We start from the raw sequence: 17,843 nt of genomic DNA, 5'->3' as shown, positions 1-17,843 counted from the left end.
ATGTCCATCGCCGTGCAAACGTCTTCTCGCGCTCCAGCACGGTTGTTGGCACTTGCCACCGCAAGCCCACCGCATCGCGTCGACAAGGAGATGGCGCGCGAAGGTGCGCGGCGGATCTTTCAGGGCCGGTCCGAACATTTTGATCGGATGTGGCAGGTGTTCGACACCGCCGGCATCGATGCGCGGCAGGTTTGCGAACCGGTCGATTGGTATGTCGCCAAGCAGGATTGGACCGGCCGCAACCAGCGATTTCTCGCCCATGCCGACGATCTGCTCGAACAGGCGGCGACGCGCTGTCTTGCCAATGCAGGTCTGGACGCCGCGAACGTCGATCAGATCATCACGGTCTGTTCGACCGGAATCGCAACGCCCAGCCTTGATGCACGCCTGTTGCAACGCATGAAATTTCGCCGCGACGTCGCGCGCCTGCCGATCTTTGGACTCGGTTGCGCGGGCGGCGTCACGGGATTGGCGCGCGCGGCGCAACTGGCCGAGGCGCGTCCTGGCAGCCGCGTTCTGTTGCTGGTGATTGAATTGTGCAGTTTGACGTTGCGGCAAAGCGATCTCAGCAAGTCGAACATTCTCGCCACCGCCTTGTTCGGTGATGGTGCTGCGGCTGCCTTGCTGTCGACCGATGCGCTGCCCGATCGCGCGCCGTTGCTGACCGTCGAAGCCAGCGGCGAACATTGCTGGCCGGACAGTATCGACGTGATGGGTTGGTCGGTCGAACCGGACGGGTTGGGCGTGATTTTCTCGCGCGACATTCCCGGCATCGTGCGCAGCGAGATGCGCACAATCGCCGATCAGTTTCTTGTCGCCAACGACGCATCCGCCGAAACGCTGGGCGGACTCATCTGTCATCCCGGCGGCGCCAAAGTCGTCGAAGCAATCGAAGCGGCGATGGAGCGCGAACCGGGCAGTCTCGACGTCGAACGCGCGGTGCTGCGCGACTTCGGCAATATGTCGGCGGCGACCGTCTGGTTCGTGCTGGAACGGCGTTTGGCGCGCGGCGATGTTCGGCCGGGCGGCGGATCGCATCTGATGTCGGCACTAGGGCCCGGTTTCACGCTTTCCTTCTGTTTGGTCGGACCAGGGCACAGCGCTTGAGGTTGCCGCTCATCATTCTGGTCTTGGTCGCGCTACAACGCCTCGCCGAACTGATGTTGGCGCGCCGTAACGAGGCGCGGCTGCTCGCACGCGGCGGCGTCGAACATGGGCGCGGTCACTATCGCCTGTTCGTAATCCTGCATGGGGCGTGGCTGCTGGCGATCTTGGCGCAGCTCGACAGCGAGCAGGCGGTGAATTGGCTGTGGCTGGCGCTGTTCATGTTGCTGCAAGCCGGGCGCGCCTGGGTCATCGCTTCCCTGGGCCCGTTCTGGACCACGCGCATCATCACGCTGGATCGTGCGCCGCTGGTTCGACGTGGCCCCTATCGATGGGTGCGACACCCGAATTACTGGGTGGTCGCGGGGGAAATCATCGCCCTGCCGATGGCCTTCGGCCAGATCGCGACCGCGGCGGTTTTTACAGTGCTGAGCGGTGCGCTGACTCTGTGGCGGATTCGCACCGAAGATCGCGTTCTCGCACCCAGACGCAATCGTTAATTGTTTTTGCATCATAAGCCGGGTACCCGTTCGCGATGGGGGGCACCCGCCTTTCTCTGCCGCGAGCAATTGTTGCGGCCGGCACGATCGTGGCGGCGCTTGTGCTCGCGCTTGCGCTCGGCGCTGTCATCAAGCTGCATGACGACGCGATCGCCGATGCCGACCGCGAACTCGTCAACGTCGCGCGCATCGTCGGCGAACGGATCGAACAGACGGTCGCGGGTGCGGATTTCGCGCTGCTGCGCCTGACCAATCAGATCGAAGATACCGGCGCGATGGATCTGCCCCAGCTGCGGGCGCAGATCGGCACGCGCGCGTTCTACGAAGAGCTGCGCCAGACCCAGGCATCGTTGGGCCAGATCGAAGTCGTCAGCGTCATCGGCACCGACGGCATGCCGCTCGCCAGTTCGCGCGAATATCCGGCGCCGACCTACAATCTCGCCGACCGGGCCTATCTGCAGCAGCTGCGCGACAACCCGTTACGCAAGCTGGTCGTCACCGGCCCGCTGCGGTCACGACATACCAACAATTGGATCTTTTACATCGTTCGCCCGATCCGAAACCCGGTCGGCGAGTTCCTCGGCGCTGCGGTCATCGGCATCGCCGCCAACTGGATCGAACGTACCTTCTCGGCAATCGATGTCGGTCCCGACACCGCGACGGTGTTGTTCACCGCCGAGCGCGAGTTGATTGCGCGCTGGCCGCACATGGAATCGATGATCGGCCAGAAGGCGCAGAATCGCGACCTGCGGGTCACCGTCACGGCACCGCAACGTCTCGGTCGCGTGCGCGGCTTTGACGGGCGCATGCGGCTCACGACCGGCGTCGATCTCGATCGCTATCCGTTGATCATCGGCATTTCGCGTTCGCTCGACGGCGCGCTCGAAGATTGGCGTTCGACGGCGGTGCTGATCGGAATCGCGATCAGCGCCGCGCTTGCGATCATTCTGGCACTGACCTTGACCGGGCTGCGCCTGGCACGCCGCGATGCGCGCATGGCGTTGGCGCTGGAAGAAAGCGAAGTGCAGCTCAAACGCGCGATGCAGGCCAAGTCAGACTTCCTGTCGAATATGAGCCACGAGCTGCGCTCGCCGCTCACCGTCATTATCGGTTTTGCGAAATTGATCGATGGTCAGGCGCGCGGACCGATGCCGGCCGAATATGCCGTGTGGGCACGCGACATCATCGCCAGCGGCGAACATCTTCTGTCGCTGGTCAACGACATTCTCGACCTCAGCAAGATCGAAGCCGGCGCGTTGGATCTCGATGAAGCACCGACCTCGATCTTGGCGGTGCTGCGCAAGGCGATCCGCATGCACGGGCCGCAAGCCGATGCGGCCGGCGTCACGTTGCAACTCGACGATCGTGCCGGCGACATTCCGGTGCTGGCCGACGAGCGTCGCTTGCTGCAGGTGATCATCAACCTGCTGACCAACGCGATCAAATACACGCCGGCCGGCGGCGCGGTGACGGTCGAATTCGATCGCACCGAAGAAGGCGAACCGCGCTTCACCGTTGCCGATAGCGGCATCGGCATCGCGCCGGACGACATCGAACGCGTGATGGCCCGCTTCGTTCAGCTCAAAGAAGCCGGTGCGCGCCGGGCTGGCGGCACCGGCATCGGCCTGCCGTTGGCACGCGAACTGGTTGAGCTGCATGGCGGCACGCTGACTCTGTCGAGCCAGCCCGGCGAAGGCACGCGCGCAACCGTGACCTTGCCGCTGTCGCGCGTACTGACGCCGCCGCGGATGGCGGTCGCTTAAAGCGGAAGCGACTCCGCGACGGAGCGCGACGAAAGCGTTCGTCCGTCCATCGCAATCGCGCTTCGAATTCCCAGGGCAGAGCTGAAGAAGATCTCGTCGGCGCGCGCCAAATCGTTCGGCGTGATGGTGCGTTCGACGCCGCCGGCGCGTTCGAGAATCTCGGCGCGCGCGACGCCGGGCAGACAGCCATCGCTGGACGGTGGCGTCACCAGCGTTCCGTCGATCACCGCAAACAGATTGGCGATGGTCGCTTCGGCAATGTTGCCTTTGTGGTTCAGCAGCACTGCTTCGTCGGCGTTGTGCGACGCCGCTTCACGCCGCGCCAGAATCGCATCCAGCGTGTTGGTGTGCTTGATCGTGCACAACGGCGAGGTTTCGTCGCGGCGCGCGACCCGCGCGGTGATCGCAGCAACCGGTGCCGGTTTGGTCCAGGGCGCGATCAGCATCGTCAAGGTCGGCTTCGGGTGTTCGGGCGGCGTCAGGCCGCGCGGTCCCGGTCCGCGCGACAAGGTCAGGCGCAGCGCTGCGTCGCCGACCGTATCGGTCGTGACAAGAAAGCGCCGCATGACATCATCGAATTCGTGCGGATCGATCGGCGGCGGGAATCCGAGCAGCGCGCAGCCGCGCACCAGCCGCATCACATGGGCTGCAACCCGCGTCGGCACGCCATTCCGAACGCGGACGGTCTCGTACAGCCCGTCACCCAAGGTGAAGCCACGGTCGCGCGGATCGATCCGCGCGCGGGCAATGTCAACGATCTCGCCGTCGATCCAGATCAATTCGTTCATGTTTTTGTTTCCGCACGCTCGCGGCCACCCCACCAACCCCACTCGCGTGCGTAAGTCGAAATCATAGCGCCCAACTGGGATCGAGCGTGCGCAGCAACGGCCGCGCTTTCAGCAGGCACTCGCGATATTCCGATGCGGGATCGCTGTCGGCGACGATGCCGCCGCCGGCCTGCGCCAGAACCCGGTCGCACCCGAAGGTCAGCGTGCGAATGGCGATCGAGCTGTCCATCGTTCCGTCGCTGCCGAACCAGGCAATCGAACCACAATAGGCGCCGCGGCGCGCGCGCTCGCTATCATCGATGGCGCGCATCGCATGCACTTTGGGACAGCCGGTGATGCTGCCGCCAGGAAAAGCGGCACGCAGCAAATCGACCAGATCGCGGCCAGGCGCCAAGGTCGCCGCGACGCGCGACACGAGATGCTGCACCGCTGCAAACCGTTCGACCGCGAACAGATCTTCGACCACCACCGATCCCTTCTGCGCGACGCGGCCAAGATCGTTGCGCAGCAGGTCGACGATCATGAGATTTTCGGCGCGCTCTTTCTCGTCGCGCAGCAGCTCTTGCGCCAGCGCGTCGTCTTGCGCTGCGTCGCGCCCGCGCGGGCGCGTGCCTTTGATCGGTTCGGTGATGACGCGGCGATTCGATTCGACGCGCAGATATCGTTCGGGCGACGCGCTTGCCAGCGCGCGACCATCGCCAAGCTCGATCAAGGTCGCAAACGGCGCCGGCGCCAATTCGCGCAGCCGGCAATAGGCCGCCAACGGATCCAGCCCGGCCGGACGCGTTGCGATGAAACGCTGGGTGAAATTCGCCTGATAGATTTCGCCGTCGAAAGTACGCTGCCGCAACGCCGCGACATGCGCCTGATATTCGTCTTGCTGCCAGTCGGCGTGCCACGTCGCTGTCGGCACGCCAGTCGGTACGGCGCTTGGTTGCGCCAGGCGTGCCTGCCACCGATCGGCGCGTTTCGCCGCCGACTCGCGCGAGGCGGGGAAGCTGCGCGCGATCAACCAGGTGCGGCGCGCCTCGACGTCGAAGGCCAGCACCGTGTCGTAGAGATCGAGTTGCGCTTCGGGCAAATCGGCATCGGCCGGATGGCGCAGCGCGTCGCGTTCGATCCAGCGCCGCAGCTCGTAGCTCAGAAACCCTGCAACACCGCCCGCGAATGGGGGCGGTGCGTCGATCGTGCCGTGCTGCGCATGCAGCATCGCAGACAGTGCAGTGAAGGGATCGTCGGTCGCGTCTGCTTCGCTGGTCAGCGACGCGACGGGTTCGGCCAGCACATAGCTCCACCGTCCGCCCGCAGCACTGTCGAACCAGATCGAAGGCCCGTTGCCGCGCAACGACGCGTACGCGGCGAGCGGATCGATCCACGCGATCTCGCGCACGACGTCACGATCGAGCACGCTGTCGAGCGTCACGGCTTCGGCGGCGCGAACGGCTTCAGGCGCAAGCGTGTCTGATGATCGGAAACGCCTTGCTGGCCGTTCGGCTTGGCGCCTTGGAAGTAGGTTTTCTCCCAGCCTTTTTCGTTGGCGTCGGATCCTTGCACCGGCAGCTCGGCCAGGAACTTCGCGCGACCGTCGCGCCACGCGACATATTCGTCATAGACCTTGCGGTTCTGCACCGCCGCGATCCGTTCCGAGCGCGGTTCGATCGTGTCGAGATGACCGCGCTGCACCGGAAAGAAGAAACAGAACGGTTCGCCCTCGGCGAAGGTCACGCGACCGGGCGCGGTGAAGATCCAGTTCATGGTGAAGCTGGCAACGGTCCAGTCGGTTTCGATGATTCCAGTCAGCGCCTGGATGCCGTGCTTGGGCCGGTTCACCGGTCCGCCGACGAACAGATTCCAACCCGGGTCGGTGCGGAACAGCGCGTTGACGTGAAAGGTCAGCACGCCCGATCCAAAATGACTCATCGCAGGCGCCGGTCCGCCGCTCAGCGACGTGACGGTGATGCCTTCTTTGCCTTTGGCGCCGCGCCATTCGGCCATGAAGGGCGACGGGCACAGCAGTTCCCAGCCATGCGCGTTGGCGATCGACAGCGGCAGGCAGCGATAGGCGTATTTCTCGGGCGACGCGTCCATCCAGGCGCGCGTCGCGGGCGCCGGCCGCAGCAGCGGCGCCTCGTTGGTCAGCGAATAACAGACGAGTTCGGGCGGCTTCTGTTTGCTCACTCTGGATCCGTTTTTGTCTGCGCCCCCCGCTCCGCGTGGGCTGGACTGATTTCCCGAGGGAAATCAGTCAGGGGCTACGTAAGAGGCGGATGCCGCCTCGTACGCTGCCGCGACGCGCATGACCAGCGCATCTTGGAACTCGCCGGCCAGCAATTGCAGACCGACCGGCAGGCCGGTGTCGCCGCGCCCCATCGGCACAGTCGCCGACGGGATCCGGGCCATGTTGGCGAGGCTGGTCAGATCGGCTTGCACGTGCGGCACCGGATCGGCAAAGGCGAAGGCCTCGTGCGGTGCGGTTGGCAGCGCCAAGACCGGCGCCTGCGCCAAGGCGCGGCGCGCGATCAACTGCACGTCGGCGACGGCGCGATAAGCGGCGGCCAGTTTGTGCGCGGGCTGGCGTGCGCCCCAGCCGACAAAGGTGCGGAAGGTTTCGCTGAACCCGTCGGGATCTGCGGCGAGATCGTCGGCATGCACGACCGCAGCCTCGGCTTCGATCGTCAGCAACGCTTGCAGCCGCAACGGCGTGAAGTCGTAGCCGTCGAACCGCACGTCGATGATGGTGGCGCCCAGGCTACGCAACGTGTCGATAGCGCGGTCGAACGCGGCGATGACGCCGGGCTGCAACGGCACCGCCTCCAACCCGACGACGCGGCCGATCACCAACCCGTCGAGACGTTGCGAATAGGGTCCGGCATAGCGCGTGTCGCCAGTCGTGCGCGCGCGGCTTTCCGCGCATTCGGAATCAAACCCCGCCATCGCGTCGAGCAGCAATCCCAGATCTTCGACTTTGCGTGCCAGCGGACCGACGTGATCGAGCGTCCAGGACAACGGCACTGTGCCGCGCGTCGAAACCAACCCGTAGGTCGGTTTGAATCCAGCCACGCCGCAATAGGCGGCGGGGATCCGCACCGATCCCAACGTGTCGGTGCCGAGTGCTGCGGCACACAGGCCGGCTGCGACGGCCGCGCCCGATCCACCCGAACTGCCGCCGGGCGTGAAACCATGCCGGTGTGGATTGTGACACACGCCGTAGGCTTCGTTGGCGTTGGTCGCACCCAGCGCCGCTTCATGCATGTTCAGCTTGCCGAGAATGACCACGCCGGCGCGTTTCAATCGCTGCACGACAAACGCATCGCTGTGCGCAAGCCGCCCACGCCGCACCGCGATGCCGGCCGTCGTCGGTACGCCGGCGACGTCGATATTGTCTTTGAGCGCAATCGGAATGCCGTCGAGCGGCCCCAACGCTTTTCCGGCTGCGCGTCGTGCGTCGCTGGCGGTGGCTGCGTCCAACGCTGCATGCGCGGTCACATGCAGGTAGGAATTCACCTTTGCGTCCTGGCTATCGATCCGCGCCAGATAGGCTTCGGTAGCCTGCCGCGCCGTCAATTCGCCATGCGCGAACGCGGCCGACAATTCGGCGACGCCGAGCTGGTGGGGCAACCGTCGGTGCGCGTTCATACGAACCGCTCATCGACCAGACGGATCGGTTTCTGTCGCTGTTCGATCTGCGTCAGCGGCGCCAGCGCGCCGGGTGTCACGAACTGCACGTCGACCTCGACCCCCATGCTGGCTTTCAGCGCCTGCTTGTAGGCGTCAACATCGGCCGGGCCGGTGACTTCGCACAAGACCAGCATGTCGTCGCGCCCGGTCGTATCGCGCGAGACTTTGCAAAGGAACTGGCCATTGAACTCGGTCCTGTTTTGCAGGATCGGGCCGACCGCATGCGGAAAGACGTTGATGCCGCGCAGTTTCACCATGTTGTCGGAACGCCCGAGAAAGCCTTCGATCCGACGCAAATTCAAACCCAGCGACGATTGTCCGGTTTTATATTTCGACACGTCGTGGGTGTTGAACCGCACGATCGGATAGATGTCGTGCTTGAACAGGCTGGTGCAGACCATGTCGCCTTGTTCGCCGTCGGCGAGCGGTGCGCCCGTATCGATGTCGCAGATTTCCAGGAACTGCGCGTCTTCCATCACATACAGCCCGTCGCCGTCGGGACCTTCGGCCGCAATCGCGCCGGTATCGCCGACGCCGTACCAATCATGGACTGCAGCACCACCCCACATCGCCGACATTTGTTCGCGCGATTCACGGCCGAGATGGCCGCAGATCAGCCGGATCTTGATGTCACGACCGGGCTCGATGCCGTTCTCGCGCGCGACTTCGGCCAGACGTTTGATGTAGTCGGCGAAGCCTACGATCACTGTGGCGCCGAAATCGCGCATCAACTGCACTTGGTTCAGCGACCGTGTTTCGACGCCGGTTCCTGCGCTCATGAACAGCGCGTTGGTCCAGTGCACGACCGCTTCGCGCACATAATGGCCGCCATTGATCATGCCGTGGCCATAGACCGAATGAACCACGTCGCTGCTGCGCATGCCCTGCAGCAAATAGATGCGCGCTAGCAGCAGATTCTGGACTTCGCGACTCCACGGCCCGAACAGAAGCGGCTGCGGCCGCCCGGTTGTGCCGCTGGTCGTGTGGAACACGATCGGCGGATGCGCGCCGGCTGGATAGGTGTCCATCGCATGAAAGTCGCCCAGCGGCGGATGGTTCGCGATCGACTCCATCAACTGCGTCTTGTCGTAGGTCGGCAGCTTGGGCAGATCGTCCAGCGTGCGTATGTCGCCCGCTTCGATGCCGTGCGCGCCCCAGTGGCGGCGATAAAATCCCGTGCGCCAGGCGCGCGCCATCAACTGCCGAAACTGCTTTTCCTGTCGTGCGCGCAACTCGTCGCGGCTGAGGCTTTTGAACACGCGCAGAAATTCGTCGCCGATCGGAAATTCCGCCGCCATGCGCGCCGGGTCGGCGGCTTCAAAGTAACTCGGATGCATCAGGGCTCCGGTACGGCAAGCGCTGTGAGGTCGTTGCTATTGTCCAATTCTTCCAGACGATCGACGAGGGCGATCGCACGTTCGCCAGCCTGACCGTCGAGCGGCCGCGCGCCGTAGGACCAGCAGCGCCGGAACTTGGCGAGATGCGCGTCGCGCGGCAGCGGATTGTCGGGCGCACCCAGTGTTGCGGGAATGTCGAGCGCGCGGGTCGCGCCGTTCTTCAGCCGCACTTCGATCCGTTGCGGCGACATAGCGTTGGGATTGGGATTGCCGTCGATCTCAACGCGGATCCGCGCCGCCAGCGCATGCCGCGCCGGATCGCGCAGCGCGGATTCATAGAAATCCGGAATGTCGACGAAGCCGCGCTGCAAGGCGACGGCGCCGGAATATTGAAAACACAGCCGCGCGTAGCTGACTGGCATGTCGCGTTCGATCGGACGGCCGACCAAACGATGGATCAGCGGCGGCACCAGCAAGGTCACACGCTCGACCTCGTCCTCACCGAATCGGTGCGCCGACATCAACGCCAGCAAACCCGAAATGCCGGCATGGGCGGCGCGGCCAGTCGGGTAAGGTTTGTGGCTGACTTGCGTGATACGCCAGACGCGGCCGAGATCGGCCAGCACCGGTTCGATGTCGTGCGCGGTCTCGTACAGATTGAGATAACCGAATTCGCCGTCGATCACGCCGCGCGGCCCGGGAATGCCAGCCGCAGCAAAGTCGCACGCGACGATCGCACCGCGCGCCGCGAATCCGATCTGCACCGCCAAAGTCGCCAGGCCTTCGTCGTGCGGCTGCATCGTGCCCGCCGCCTGCGCCAGGGCCAGACCCCACGCGTCGATCAATTGCGCCTGGGTGAAGCCGCGTAGCTTTGCGACTGCGGCGGTGGCGCCGAAAATCCCCGCGCTGGCGGGGCGGAAGAATTTCATTTTCGAGCGCGATGCGATGCCCAACCCGGCGGTGACGTCGATCGCCAGCGCCATCGCGGTCAGCAAGTCGCGTCCGGTGACGCCACCCATCTGCTCGGCGGCGGCCAAGCCGGCTGCAAGCGCGGTCGTCATCGGATGCAGCACCGCGCCTTCATGGACGCAGTCGAATTCCTGATTGTGGATCTGCACGCAGTTGAGAAACGCCGCCGATGCGGCGGGCAGGCGCGTATCCAGCCCCAGCACGGTTGCGTCGTCGCCGCTGCCCCAGTCTTGGACCGCACGCAGCAGCGACGCCGCATGCACGGCCGCGCTGCCCGACACGCCGACACCGAAGGAATCGAGGATGAAGATCTTGGTCTTCTCGACCGCGTCGGAAGGCAGATCTTCGAAGCGCGTTTCGATGACGTGCCGTGCCAGTTGTTCAGCTGCGTTCACGGCGTGGCTCCAGAGCGAGGAATAGGACACCCTCCCGGGCTTGTCCGGGCAAAGCTACGCCGGCAGTTTCGCGCTGCGCAAACAGACAGACAGGATTGTCGATGCCGGTTCCGATGCGACCAGCCGATTTGGGCGCGAAGCTGCGCGGCGCTGCGTTGGTTTATGCACCCGGCGCTGCGGGTGAATCGCCAGTTTGGATCGACGCGCTGCGTAATGCGGGCGACGCATTGGCCGGCGTCTGTTTCGCGGGCGTGTGGATTCCCGGCGTCAATCTGCTCGACTACGCCGATCTGCATCCGACGGCGCGGGCGCGCGCCTTCTTCATCGATGCTGCGCGCCGCAAAAGTTTCGAGGCGCGGCGCACCGAATTTCTTCCGCTGCCCTACACGCGTATTTTTCCGCTGCTGCAATCCTGGCGCTTTGACGTCGCCTTGCTGCATGTCGCGCCGCCCGACGCGAATGGTCGCTGCAGCCTGGGCGTAGCGGCAGATTTCACGCCGTTCGTCTGGTCGCAGGCGCGTTGCCGCATCGCGCATGTGAATCCCGCCATGCCGGGCACGCAGGGTGCAGCCACGATCGGCTGGGACGAGCTGGACTATGTCGTCGACGAAGAAGCGCCGCTGCTGACCTATGACGCCGGCGGCCGGACCGAGGAATTCGACGCGATCGGCCGCCACGTTGCGCGCCTCGTCGAAGACGGCGACGTGCTGCAGCTCGGCATCGGCAAAGCGCCGCCGGCTGTCCTGCGTGCGCTCGATGGGCAACGGAACCTGCGCGTCCATGGCGGTATGATTAGCGATTCATTGCTCGAGATGGGCGACGCACTCGCACCCATTCGCGGCGCGGTCACGGCCGGGCTGGCTCTTGGTTCGGCCGCTCTCTACGATCGCTGTGGCCGCGACGAGCAGATACGCTTTGCCGCCGTCGACGTTACACACGGACTCGACACGCTGGCGCGCCTCGACCGCTTGGTCGCGATCAACTCCACCATCGAGATTGACCTGATGGGACAGTGCAACGCGGAAGTCATTGGTGGACGCCAAGTCAGCGGTGCTGGCGGGCTGGTCGACTTCCTGCGTGGCGCGCGTGCGGCGAAGCATGGCCGCGGGATCGTCACCCTCGCTTCAACGGCGCAGAACGGAAAAACTTCGCGTATCGTACCTCGCCTCGAGTCGCCGGTGTCGGTGGCGCGTGGCGATGTTGATCTGGTTGTCACCGAACACGGGATTGCCGACTTGCGTGGCTGTGATCTCGATGCACGTGCCGACGCATTGATTTCCATTGCAGCGCCATCTTTTCGTGCGACTCTAGCGGACGCATGGGCGGGGCTGCGGAGTAGAATTTGAGCGCGATTACCGACAATCCAGATGCACCGCGATACCAACAGGTCGCGGCGCGCCTGATGCATGAAATCGCGGAGGGGAAACCGCCGGTCGGCCAGTTGCTGCCAACCGAAATCGAACTGTGCGAGCGCTTTGACGTCAGCCGGTACACGGTGCGAGAAGCGCTACGCTGGCTTGCCGAATCTGGCCTCGTCACGCGGCGGCGCGGCTCTGGAACGCTGGTCGTTTCGGCAGCGCCGACGCGCAATTTCATTCAACCGCTCGGTTCGCTCAGCGAGCTTCTGCAATATGCGCGTGCGACGCGTCTGGTCGCCGATCGCATTCACCGAATCAAACTTGATTCGGATCTTGCCGAACGCCTGCAGGCAACTGCGGGTGACGAATGGGTCAAGCTGAGCGGTATTCGCACCGACCCCGAAGCCGGCGTCATTATCTGTCTCACCGATGTCTATCTCGACGGACGTTTCGACGGGATCGAGCATGTGCTGCACGAACCGACGCAAGCGATCTACGAACTAATCGAACAGCGCTACGGCCTGACCATCGTGCGCGTTGAGCAGCGTCTATCGGCCGTATCGTTGACGCGCGAACAGTCGGCGCAGCTGCATGTCGGGCCGCACGTGCCGGCCTTGCGGACCGAACGTCGCTATTTCGACAGCACCGGACGCTTGGTCGAATTGTCCGATAGTCTGCATGCGGGCGACCGCTTCATCTATTCGATGGAGTGCAAACGCGATGGCTGATCTCGAACGGCGTACAGCGATCGCCTTGCTGGCGGGAAGCGCGGTTGGCGTTGCGGCAAGCGGCGAAGCGAAGGCCGACACGCAGACGCCGCGCGACGCTGCGATGTGTCCGGAAGTGCTGGGAAAGTTTTTGCGCGTCGCCAAGCCAGGCGAGGCGATCACGATGGATTACCGCGCCGATCGTTTGACGATCGAAGTCGACGACAAGAATCGCATCAAAGCTATTCGGGTCGGCTAACGCGCAGATGGCGTGGATCCTGGGTCAAGCCCGAGGATGGCGCATCAGAAACGACGCGTCATTTCTGATGTGCCAGCTTTTCCGACGTGGTGCGGATCGTGGTCAGAAGAATGCGCAGCAACCCGACGATGAACGGGTCGGCGCCTTTTAGTTTGGCGCGGAACACTTCTTCCGGAATGACGAGACAGGCGGTTTCTTCGGCCGCGCGCGCCATCGCCATCCGCGGCTCGCGATCGATCAGCGCCATTTCGCCGAACATGCCGCCCGCAACGACGACGCCCAGCAATTTGCCGTCGCGCAGGATCTCGACCGATCCGCCTTGCACCAGAAAGGCGCGGTCGCCGGGTTCGTCCTGGCGGAAGATCACGTCGCCTTTGTGATAGACGCGCCGCTGCAGCAATCGCATCGCTGCCTGGGCTGATGTCGTATCCATCCCGGTCTTCCTTCTTGTCGTTCGCCCGATCCTAGCGTGCGACCAGTCGCGCGCAAACCACCGGCCGCTTGGTTGACCCTGGCCGACTGTAACCAATATAGATACCGATGAGGATCGAAGATGCGTGAGAGTTGCCGCTTTTCCATGGCCGTACATGCGATGACGGTGCTCGCGCACCGTGCGCGCGAAGGGCATGACGGACCGATGACGTCGGCCGAAATGGCGGACTCGATCAACACCAACCCGGTGATTGTGCGGCGCCTGCTGGCGGCATTGGCCCAGGCCGGTCTGGTCGATACCCGTCCCGGCAATGGCGGCGGTGCGTGGCTGGCGCGCGACGCATCGCGCATCACGCTGGATCAGGTGCATCGCGCGGTCGAGCCGCCCGGCGGTTTGATCGCCATGCACGACGACACCAACGGCGACTGTCCGGTCGGCTCCACGATCGGCGACGTATTGTCCGACGCGATCGGTCGCGCCGAAGCGGCGTTACATGCCGCGCTCGAGAAAATCACGCTGGCGGAAATCGTCCAGGCGACGATGAAACACTGCCCTGCAGCGGCCGCGAAAGCGCGGCGCGCTAAATAACGTTGGCGGTGCGCAGCTTTGCGATCGCGGCTGCGTCGTAGCCCAAACGCTGCAACACTTCGTCGGCGTGCTCGCCCAGTTCGGGCACCTGAAAATCGGGCTTGCCCGGTTCGTTGCGGAACATGATCGGCACACCGATATGGTCGTTGCCTTGCGCATCGGTCAGCAACATGCCGCGCTCGCGCAAATGCGGATCGTCGAACGCTTCTTTCAAATCGCGTACTGGCGCCCAGCAGCAATCGACGCCGGCGAGGAAATCCAACCAGTACGCCAGTGGCTTAGTGCGGAACGTCGCTTCATAGAACCGTTTGAGCGGATCCTGTCCCGGTCCGGGCACGATATGCGCGTAGGGAAACAGATCTTCGCGGTCCAACGCGCGCAGCAAATTCTCGGCGAATTTATGCTCACTTCCGCCCAGCGCGATGAACTTTCCGTCCTGGGTTTCGTAGAGCCGGTACATCGCCGAACCGCCCCACGACCGTTCTTCTTTGACCACCGGTGCGCGCTGTTCGGCAAAGACCGGCCCGGTCGAATTCGGTGTCCACGCCATCTGCGCGTCGAGCATCGCGACGTCGAGAAAATCACCTTTGCCGGTTTTCTCCCGGCGCAGCAGCGCCATCAGAATGCCCGACAGCGCCATCAACGACGCAGCCATGTCGGCAACCGGCATATGCGGATTGGTCGGCTTGCCGTCATGGCCGAGATTGCACGCGACGAGTCCGCTCAACGCCTGCACGGCGAGATCGTGCGCCGGCTTGTCGGCGTAGCGGCCGGTCTGTCCGAACGCCGACACCGACGCGTAGACGATGCGCGGATTGACGGCAGCGATCGCGTCGTAATCGATGCCCAGACGTTTGGCGACGCCGGGACGAAACGCTTCGACGAACACGTCGGCGTCGCGCGCAAGCTGCAGCAGAATCTCTTTCCCTTCCGGGCTTTTCAGATTCAGCCGCAGACTTTTCTTGCCGCGATGCGTGTTGCGGAACCAGACGGTGAAGCCGTTCTTGCGATACGGCATGTCGCGCACTGGTTCGCCGGCGGGATAGGGCTCGACCTTCAGAACTTCGGCGCCATGGTCCGCCATCATCATCGTTAGATGCGGGCCGGGCAGGAACAACGAAAGGTCGAGTACGCGAATCCCCTCCAGCTTCATGGTGTCAGCGTTTCGGCGGAGCAGCCGGCGCCGGTGCAGATTGCTGTGCGTTCAACTTGTCGGCCGCGTTCTTCAACGTGACCTGGATTTTGTCGATCTTGGATTTCTCGGCGTCCTGCAGCTTCTTCACTGCGTTCTGTACCGCGACGCCAACATCTTTCAGGTCTGCGTTCGCTTCGTCGGTCAGGCACGTGTAGTAGGTCTTCACCTTGTTCACGTAGCCCTCAGCCGCTTTCACCGACTCGTTGTACGCCTCGGCTTTCTCGACCGACAAAGTCGGTTCGGCCGGCGCTTGGCACTTGCTCGATGAATATTCGGCACCCGCGTACGAGGCTTTGCATTCACTGCCGCCACATTTCAGCGCGCCGGCTTCGGCGCCCGTCGCGGCCAGCGCAAATCCGGCCGAGATGGCAAGCGTGATTGCGAGCTTCATTGGAATCGCTCCTGGTTGGTCCCTGTTGGCGGCGACGATGCCGGTTCGCTGCTGCGCTTTCAACGTAGCCAATTACGGAATTGCCTGATCGAGCGCTTGGGCGAGGCCGAGAAACGCCGAAAGCCGGTTCGAAACGAGAAAAATCGGAATCGGCGCGAGGTAGGTTTTCATCCGTCCCTTGGCCTCGAAGCGGGCACGAAACCTGGCTTCGTCGAATAGCGTGCCGAGTTGCGAGACGACTCCGCCGCCGACATAGACGCCACCGCGGGCGCCGACCGTCAGCGCCAGATTTCCCGCCACCGTTCCAAGCCAGCCGCTCAGAAGCTGTACCGCCTCCTGGGCGCGCACATCGCCGGCGCGGGCGCGCTCGCTGATTTCGGCTGGTGCCAGACGCAGGGATTCGGCGTCGTGTGCGGTCTCGTGCTCGATCGCGGACAGGGCGGCGTAGAGATTGACCAGTCCCGGTCCCGACAAGACACGCTCGACCGAAACATGGCCGCCGAAGCGGCGCGACAATTCGGCGATCACCGCGGCTTCGCGCGCGTCGGTCGCGGCCAAGGTGGCGTGCCCGCCTTCACCCGGCAGCGGCAGGTAATGACCGTTCGGCAACGGCACCAGGCTGGCGACGCCCAACCCGCTGCCGGGTCCAAGAATCGCGCGCGGCGCGTCATCGGGCACCGGCAGGGTGCCTCCGATCTGGTGCAGGTCGGCTGGCTGCAGGCGCGGAATCGCCAAAGCGGCTGCGGCGAAATCGTTCAGCACCAGACAGGGGGCGAAGCCGAACTGCGCCGCCAGCTCGTCGGTATCGAACTGCCAGGGCAGGTTGGTGAAGGCGACGCGCCGACCGGTGATCGGTGCGGCGATGGCCAGCGCTGCCGACTCGGCTTTGCGGCCGCCCAAATAGGCCTCGATCGCCGCCTGCAGCGTCGGATAGTCGGCACAGGGCAGGATCCGGGGATCCACCAGCTCGCCGTCTTGGAGCAGGGCGAACCGGGCGTTGGTCGCGCCGATATCCCCCAACAAAGCCGTCATCGCCTCTCCTTTGTGCAACGCGCCGAACGTCGAATGTGCACTTGCTCACGGTGCAAGCACCCAACAAAACCAATGACTTGCGACAATGTTACCGGTTTCTTCGGTTGCGGCTTCTTCGCAGTTGCGGTAGATTTTCTCTCGGATATGCCGCGATCGCGGTCGCGGGCTATCCGACGCCTTTCTTGGGCGTTTCCTCCCTAAACTATTCAGGCCGCCAGCCTCGTGCCGGCGGCCTTTCTTTTTGCCCGCACGGCTGATTCACCGGGCGGAGGGATCGGATAGCAGAGGCGAGGGCGGTCTTAGAACCGGGCCTGGGCCGGCCAGGCGGCCGGAATTTCGCCGGGGACCTGCACGCGGGCAGGGCGGACCGGTTTCGGCAGCCGCAGCTGCGACAAGGCGCCGACGAGTTCGATCAGGTCGCCGGTCAGCGAATCAAACCCGTCATTCGGTTCGAGCGTCGATTCGTTCATGTACAGCGCGCGCGAAATCTCGACCTGCAACACATGCACGCCGTTGGCAGGTTGCCCGTAGTGCCGCGTGACGAAGCCGCCCGCATAGGGCGCGTTGCGCGCAGCGCGCAACCCGGCGCGCGTCAACGTCGTAAGCGCCGTTTCGCTGACGCGCGGATCGCAGCTTGCGCCGTGCAAATCGCCGAGCACGAAGTCGAGCGCGTTTTCGTCATTCGGCAAGCCGGCAACGACGCTCGGCATCGAATGGCAATCAATCAACAGACAGACGCCGAACTGCGCCACGGTACGTTCGATCAGCCGCGTCAACGCAGCGTGGTAAGGCAGATACAGGCGATCGATGCGCGCCAGCGCTTCGGCAAAATGTAGCGGTGCGCCATAGATTTCTTCGCCGTCGCCGACAATGCGTGGCACGACGCCAAGTCCGGCGGCGACGCGCGCGCTGTCGGTGTTGACGTAGGACGGCAGCGCTTCGACGAACATGGTTGGATCAAGTTCGAACGGTTCGCGGTTGGCGTCGACCATCGCGCGCGGAAATGTTGCGCGCAGCAACGGCGCACCCAGCGCGGTTGCAGCCGGCATGAACAGGCGATCGACGAACGCATCTTCGGCCTGTCGCAAGGTTGCGAGCGGCACGCGCGCAGATTTCAGAAAGGCCGGACCGTACGCAGATCCCGAATGGGCCGAGGCCAGTACGATCGGCACGCTCTGCGCCGTCGCGGCATGAATGCGGAAAGCGGGCAGGCCAGCAAAATCGGGAATCGAGGCGCGCAACACAGAACGACGATCGCGGCCGGGGGCTTACGAGCCGCTTAATGGCTCGTCCTTGCGGCAGCGGCCGGTCTCGTGGTACCCACCCGGCCTTCTCGCGACAGGTTT

At 64.2% G+C, this 17,843-nt stretch carries 18 protein-coding genes; 7 read left to right on the top strand and 11 right to left on the bottom strand.

Annotation, left to right across the window (positions count from 1 at the left end; genetic code table 11):
* The 3 genes from TMPK1_RS13900 to TMPK1_RS13890 are packed head-to-tail and all read left to right on the top strand — an operon-like array spanning position 1 to position 3,367.
* The gene (locus TMPK1_RS13900) at positions 1–1,107 is read left to right on the top strand and encodes a type III polyketide synthase (RefSeq protein ID WP_420243618.1); all 1,107 of its coding nucleotides are present in this window, start codon (positions 1–3) and stop codon (positions 1,105–1,107) included.
* Positions 1,104–1,604 carry an isoprenylcysteine carboxyl methyltransferase family protein gene (locus TMPK1_RS13895; RefSeq protein ID WP_420243616.1) on the top strand — a complete coding sequence of 167 codons (501 nt, stop codon included), beginning with the start codon at positions 1,104–1,106 and terminating at the stop codon, positions 1,602–1,604. Before TMPK1_RS13900 ends, TMPK1_RS13895 begins: the two co-directional genes overlap by 4 nt.
* A gap of 35 nt (positions 1,605–1,639) precedes the next feature.
* Entirely contained in the window at positions 1,640–3,367 is a 1,728-nt protein-coding gene (locus tag TMPK1_RS13890) for a sensor histidine kinase (RefSeq protein ID WP_420243615.1), read from the top strand.
* On the opposite strand, the gene TMPK1_RS13885 is transcribed toward TMPK1_RS13890, so the two are convergent.
* From TMPK1_RS13885 to TMPK1_RS13860, 6 genes are all read right to left on the bottom strand, one after another.
* A complete protein-coding gene (locus tag TMPK1_RS13885) occupies positions 3,364–4,155 on the bottom strand; it encodes an aminotransferase class IV (protein WP_420243614.1) in 792 nt (263 codons plus the stop codon). The genes TMPK1_RS13890 and TMPK1_RS13885 overlap by 4 nt on opposite strands.
* Positions 4,156–4,216: 61 nt before the next feature.
* Positions 4,217–5,578, bottom strand: coding sequence for an aminodeoxychorismate synthase component I (pabB, locus tag TMPK1_RS13880; protein ID WP_420243613.1), 1,362 nt, complete (start codon positions 5,576–5,578; stop codon positions 4,217–4,219).
* Positions 5,575–6,333: a DUF6065 family protein gene (locus TMPK1_RS13875; RefSeq protein WP_420243612.1), complete on the bottom strand. Its 759-nt coding sequence runs from the start codon at positions 6,331–6,333 to the stop codon at positions 5,575–5,577. Before TMPK1_RS13875 ends, pabB begins: the two co-directional genes overlap by 4 nt.
* A 63-nt stretch (positions 6,334–6,396) precedes the next feature.
* Complete coding sequence (locus tag TMPK1_RS13870; RefSeq protein ID WP_420243611.1) at positions 6,397–7,791, bottom strand: amidase; 1,395 nt, start codon at positions 7,789–7,791, stop codon at positions 6,397–6,399.
* A complete protein-coding gene (locus TMPK1_RS13865) occupies positions 7,788–9,170 on the bottom strand; it encodes a phenylacetate--CoA ligase family protein (protein WP_420243610.1) in 1,383 nt (460 codons plus the stop codon). The genes TMPK1_RS13870 and TMPK1_RS13865 overlap by 4 nt, the downstream gene beginning before the upstream one ends.
* A complete protein-coding gene (locus TMPK1_RS13860) occupies positions 9,170–10,534 on the bottom strand; it encodes an MmgE/PrpD family protein (protein ID WP_420243609.1) in 1,365 nt (454 codons plus the stop codon). Before TMPK1_RS13860 ends, TMPK1_RS13865 begins: the two co-directional genes overlap by 1 nt.
* Positions 10,535–10,635: 101 nt before the next feature.
* On the opposite strand from TMPK1_RS13860, the gene TMPK1_RS13855 reads away from it, so the two are divergent.
* Genes TMPK1_RS13855 through TMPK1_RS13845 form a run of 3 tightly spaced genes read left to right on the top strand, consistent with a single transcriptional unit; the run spans position 10,636 to position 12,858 of the window.
* A complete protein-coding gene (locus tag TMPK1_RS13855; protein ID WP_420243608.1) occupies positions 10,636–11,880 on the top strand; it encodes an acetyl-CoA hydrolase/transferase family protein in 1,245 nt (414 codons plus the stop codon).
* On the top strand, positions 11,877–12,620 hold the full coding sequence (locus TMPK1_RS13850; protein WP_420243607.1) for a GntR family transcriptional regulator: 744 nt from the start codon (positions 11,877–11,879) through the stop codon (positions 12,618–12,620). Before TMPK1_RS13855 ends, TMPK1_RS13850 begins: the two co-directional genes overlap by 4 nt.
* Complete coding sequence (locus TMPK1_RS13845) at positions 12,613–12,858, top strand: I78 family peptidase inhibitor (RefSeq protein ID WP_420243606.1); 246 nt, start codon at positions 12,613–12,615, stop codon at positions 12,856–12,858. Before TMPK1_RS13850 ends, TMPK1_RS13845 begins: the two co-directional genes overlap by 8 nt.
* Positions 12,859–12,916: 58 nt before the next feature.
* Here TMPK1_RS13845 and TMPK1_RS13840 read toward each other — a convergent pair whose 3' ends face one another.
* On the bottom strand, positions 12,917–13,291 hold the full coding sequence (locus tag TMPK1_RS13840; RefSeq protein ID WP_420243605.1) for a cyclic nucleotide-binding domain-containing protein: 375 nt from the start codon (positions 13,289–13,291) through the stop codon (positions 12,917–12,919).
* A 120-nt stretch (positions 13,292–13,411) separates the two neighbouring features.
* On the opposite strand from TMPK1_RS13840, the gene TMPK1_RS13835 reads away from it, so the two are divergent.
* A complete protein-coding gene (locus tag TMPK1_RS13835) occupies positions 13,412–13,879 on the top strand; it encodes an Rrf2 family transcriptional regulator (protein WP_420243604.1) in 468 nt (155 codons plus the stop codon).
* Here TMPK1_RS13835 and TMPK1_RS13830 read toward each other — a convergent pair.
* From TMPK1_RS13830 to TMPK1_RS13815, 4 genes are all read right to left on the bottom strand, one after another.
* Entirely contained in the window at positions 13,872–15,032 is a 1,161-nt protein-coding gene (locus tag TMPK1_RS13830) for a CaiB/BaiF CoA transferase family protein (protein WP_420243603.1), read from the bottom strand. The genes TMPK1_RS13835 and TMPK1_RS13830 overlap by 8 nt on opposite strands.
* 4 nt (positions 15,033–15,036) lie before the next feature.
* Positions 15,037–15,465, bottom strand: a complete 429-nt coding sequence (locus TMPK1_RS13825) for a hypothetical protein (protein ID WP_420243602.1) — start codon at positions 15,463–15,465, stop codon at positions 15,037–15,039.
* A gap of 72 nt (positions 15,466–15,537) precedes the next feature.
* Positions 15,538–16,497, bottom strand: coding sequence for a glucokinase (gene glk, locus TMPK1_RS13820; RefSeq protein WP_420243601.1), 960 nt, complete (start codon positions 16,495–16,497; stop codon positions 15,538–15,540).
* A gap of 299 nt (positions 16,498–16,796) precedes the next feature.
* Positions 16,797–17,741: an N-formylglutamate amidohydrolase gene (locus tag TMPK1_RS13815; protein ID WP_420243600.1), complete on the bottom strand. Its 945-nt coding sequence runs from the start codon at positions 17,739–17,741 to the stop codon at positions 16,797–16,799.
* Between the last annotated feature and the right edge of the window lie 102 nt (positions 17,742–17,843).

This window comes from Roseiterribacter gracilis (assembly GCA_018332375.1).
In the GTDB taxonomy this organism is placed as follows: domain Bacteria; phylum Pseudomonadota; class Alphaproteobacteria; order BOG-932; family Roseiterribacteraceae; genus Roseiterribacter; species Roseiterribacter gracilis.
This window is presented reverse-complemented; position numbering and strand designations above follow the sequence as displayed.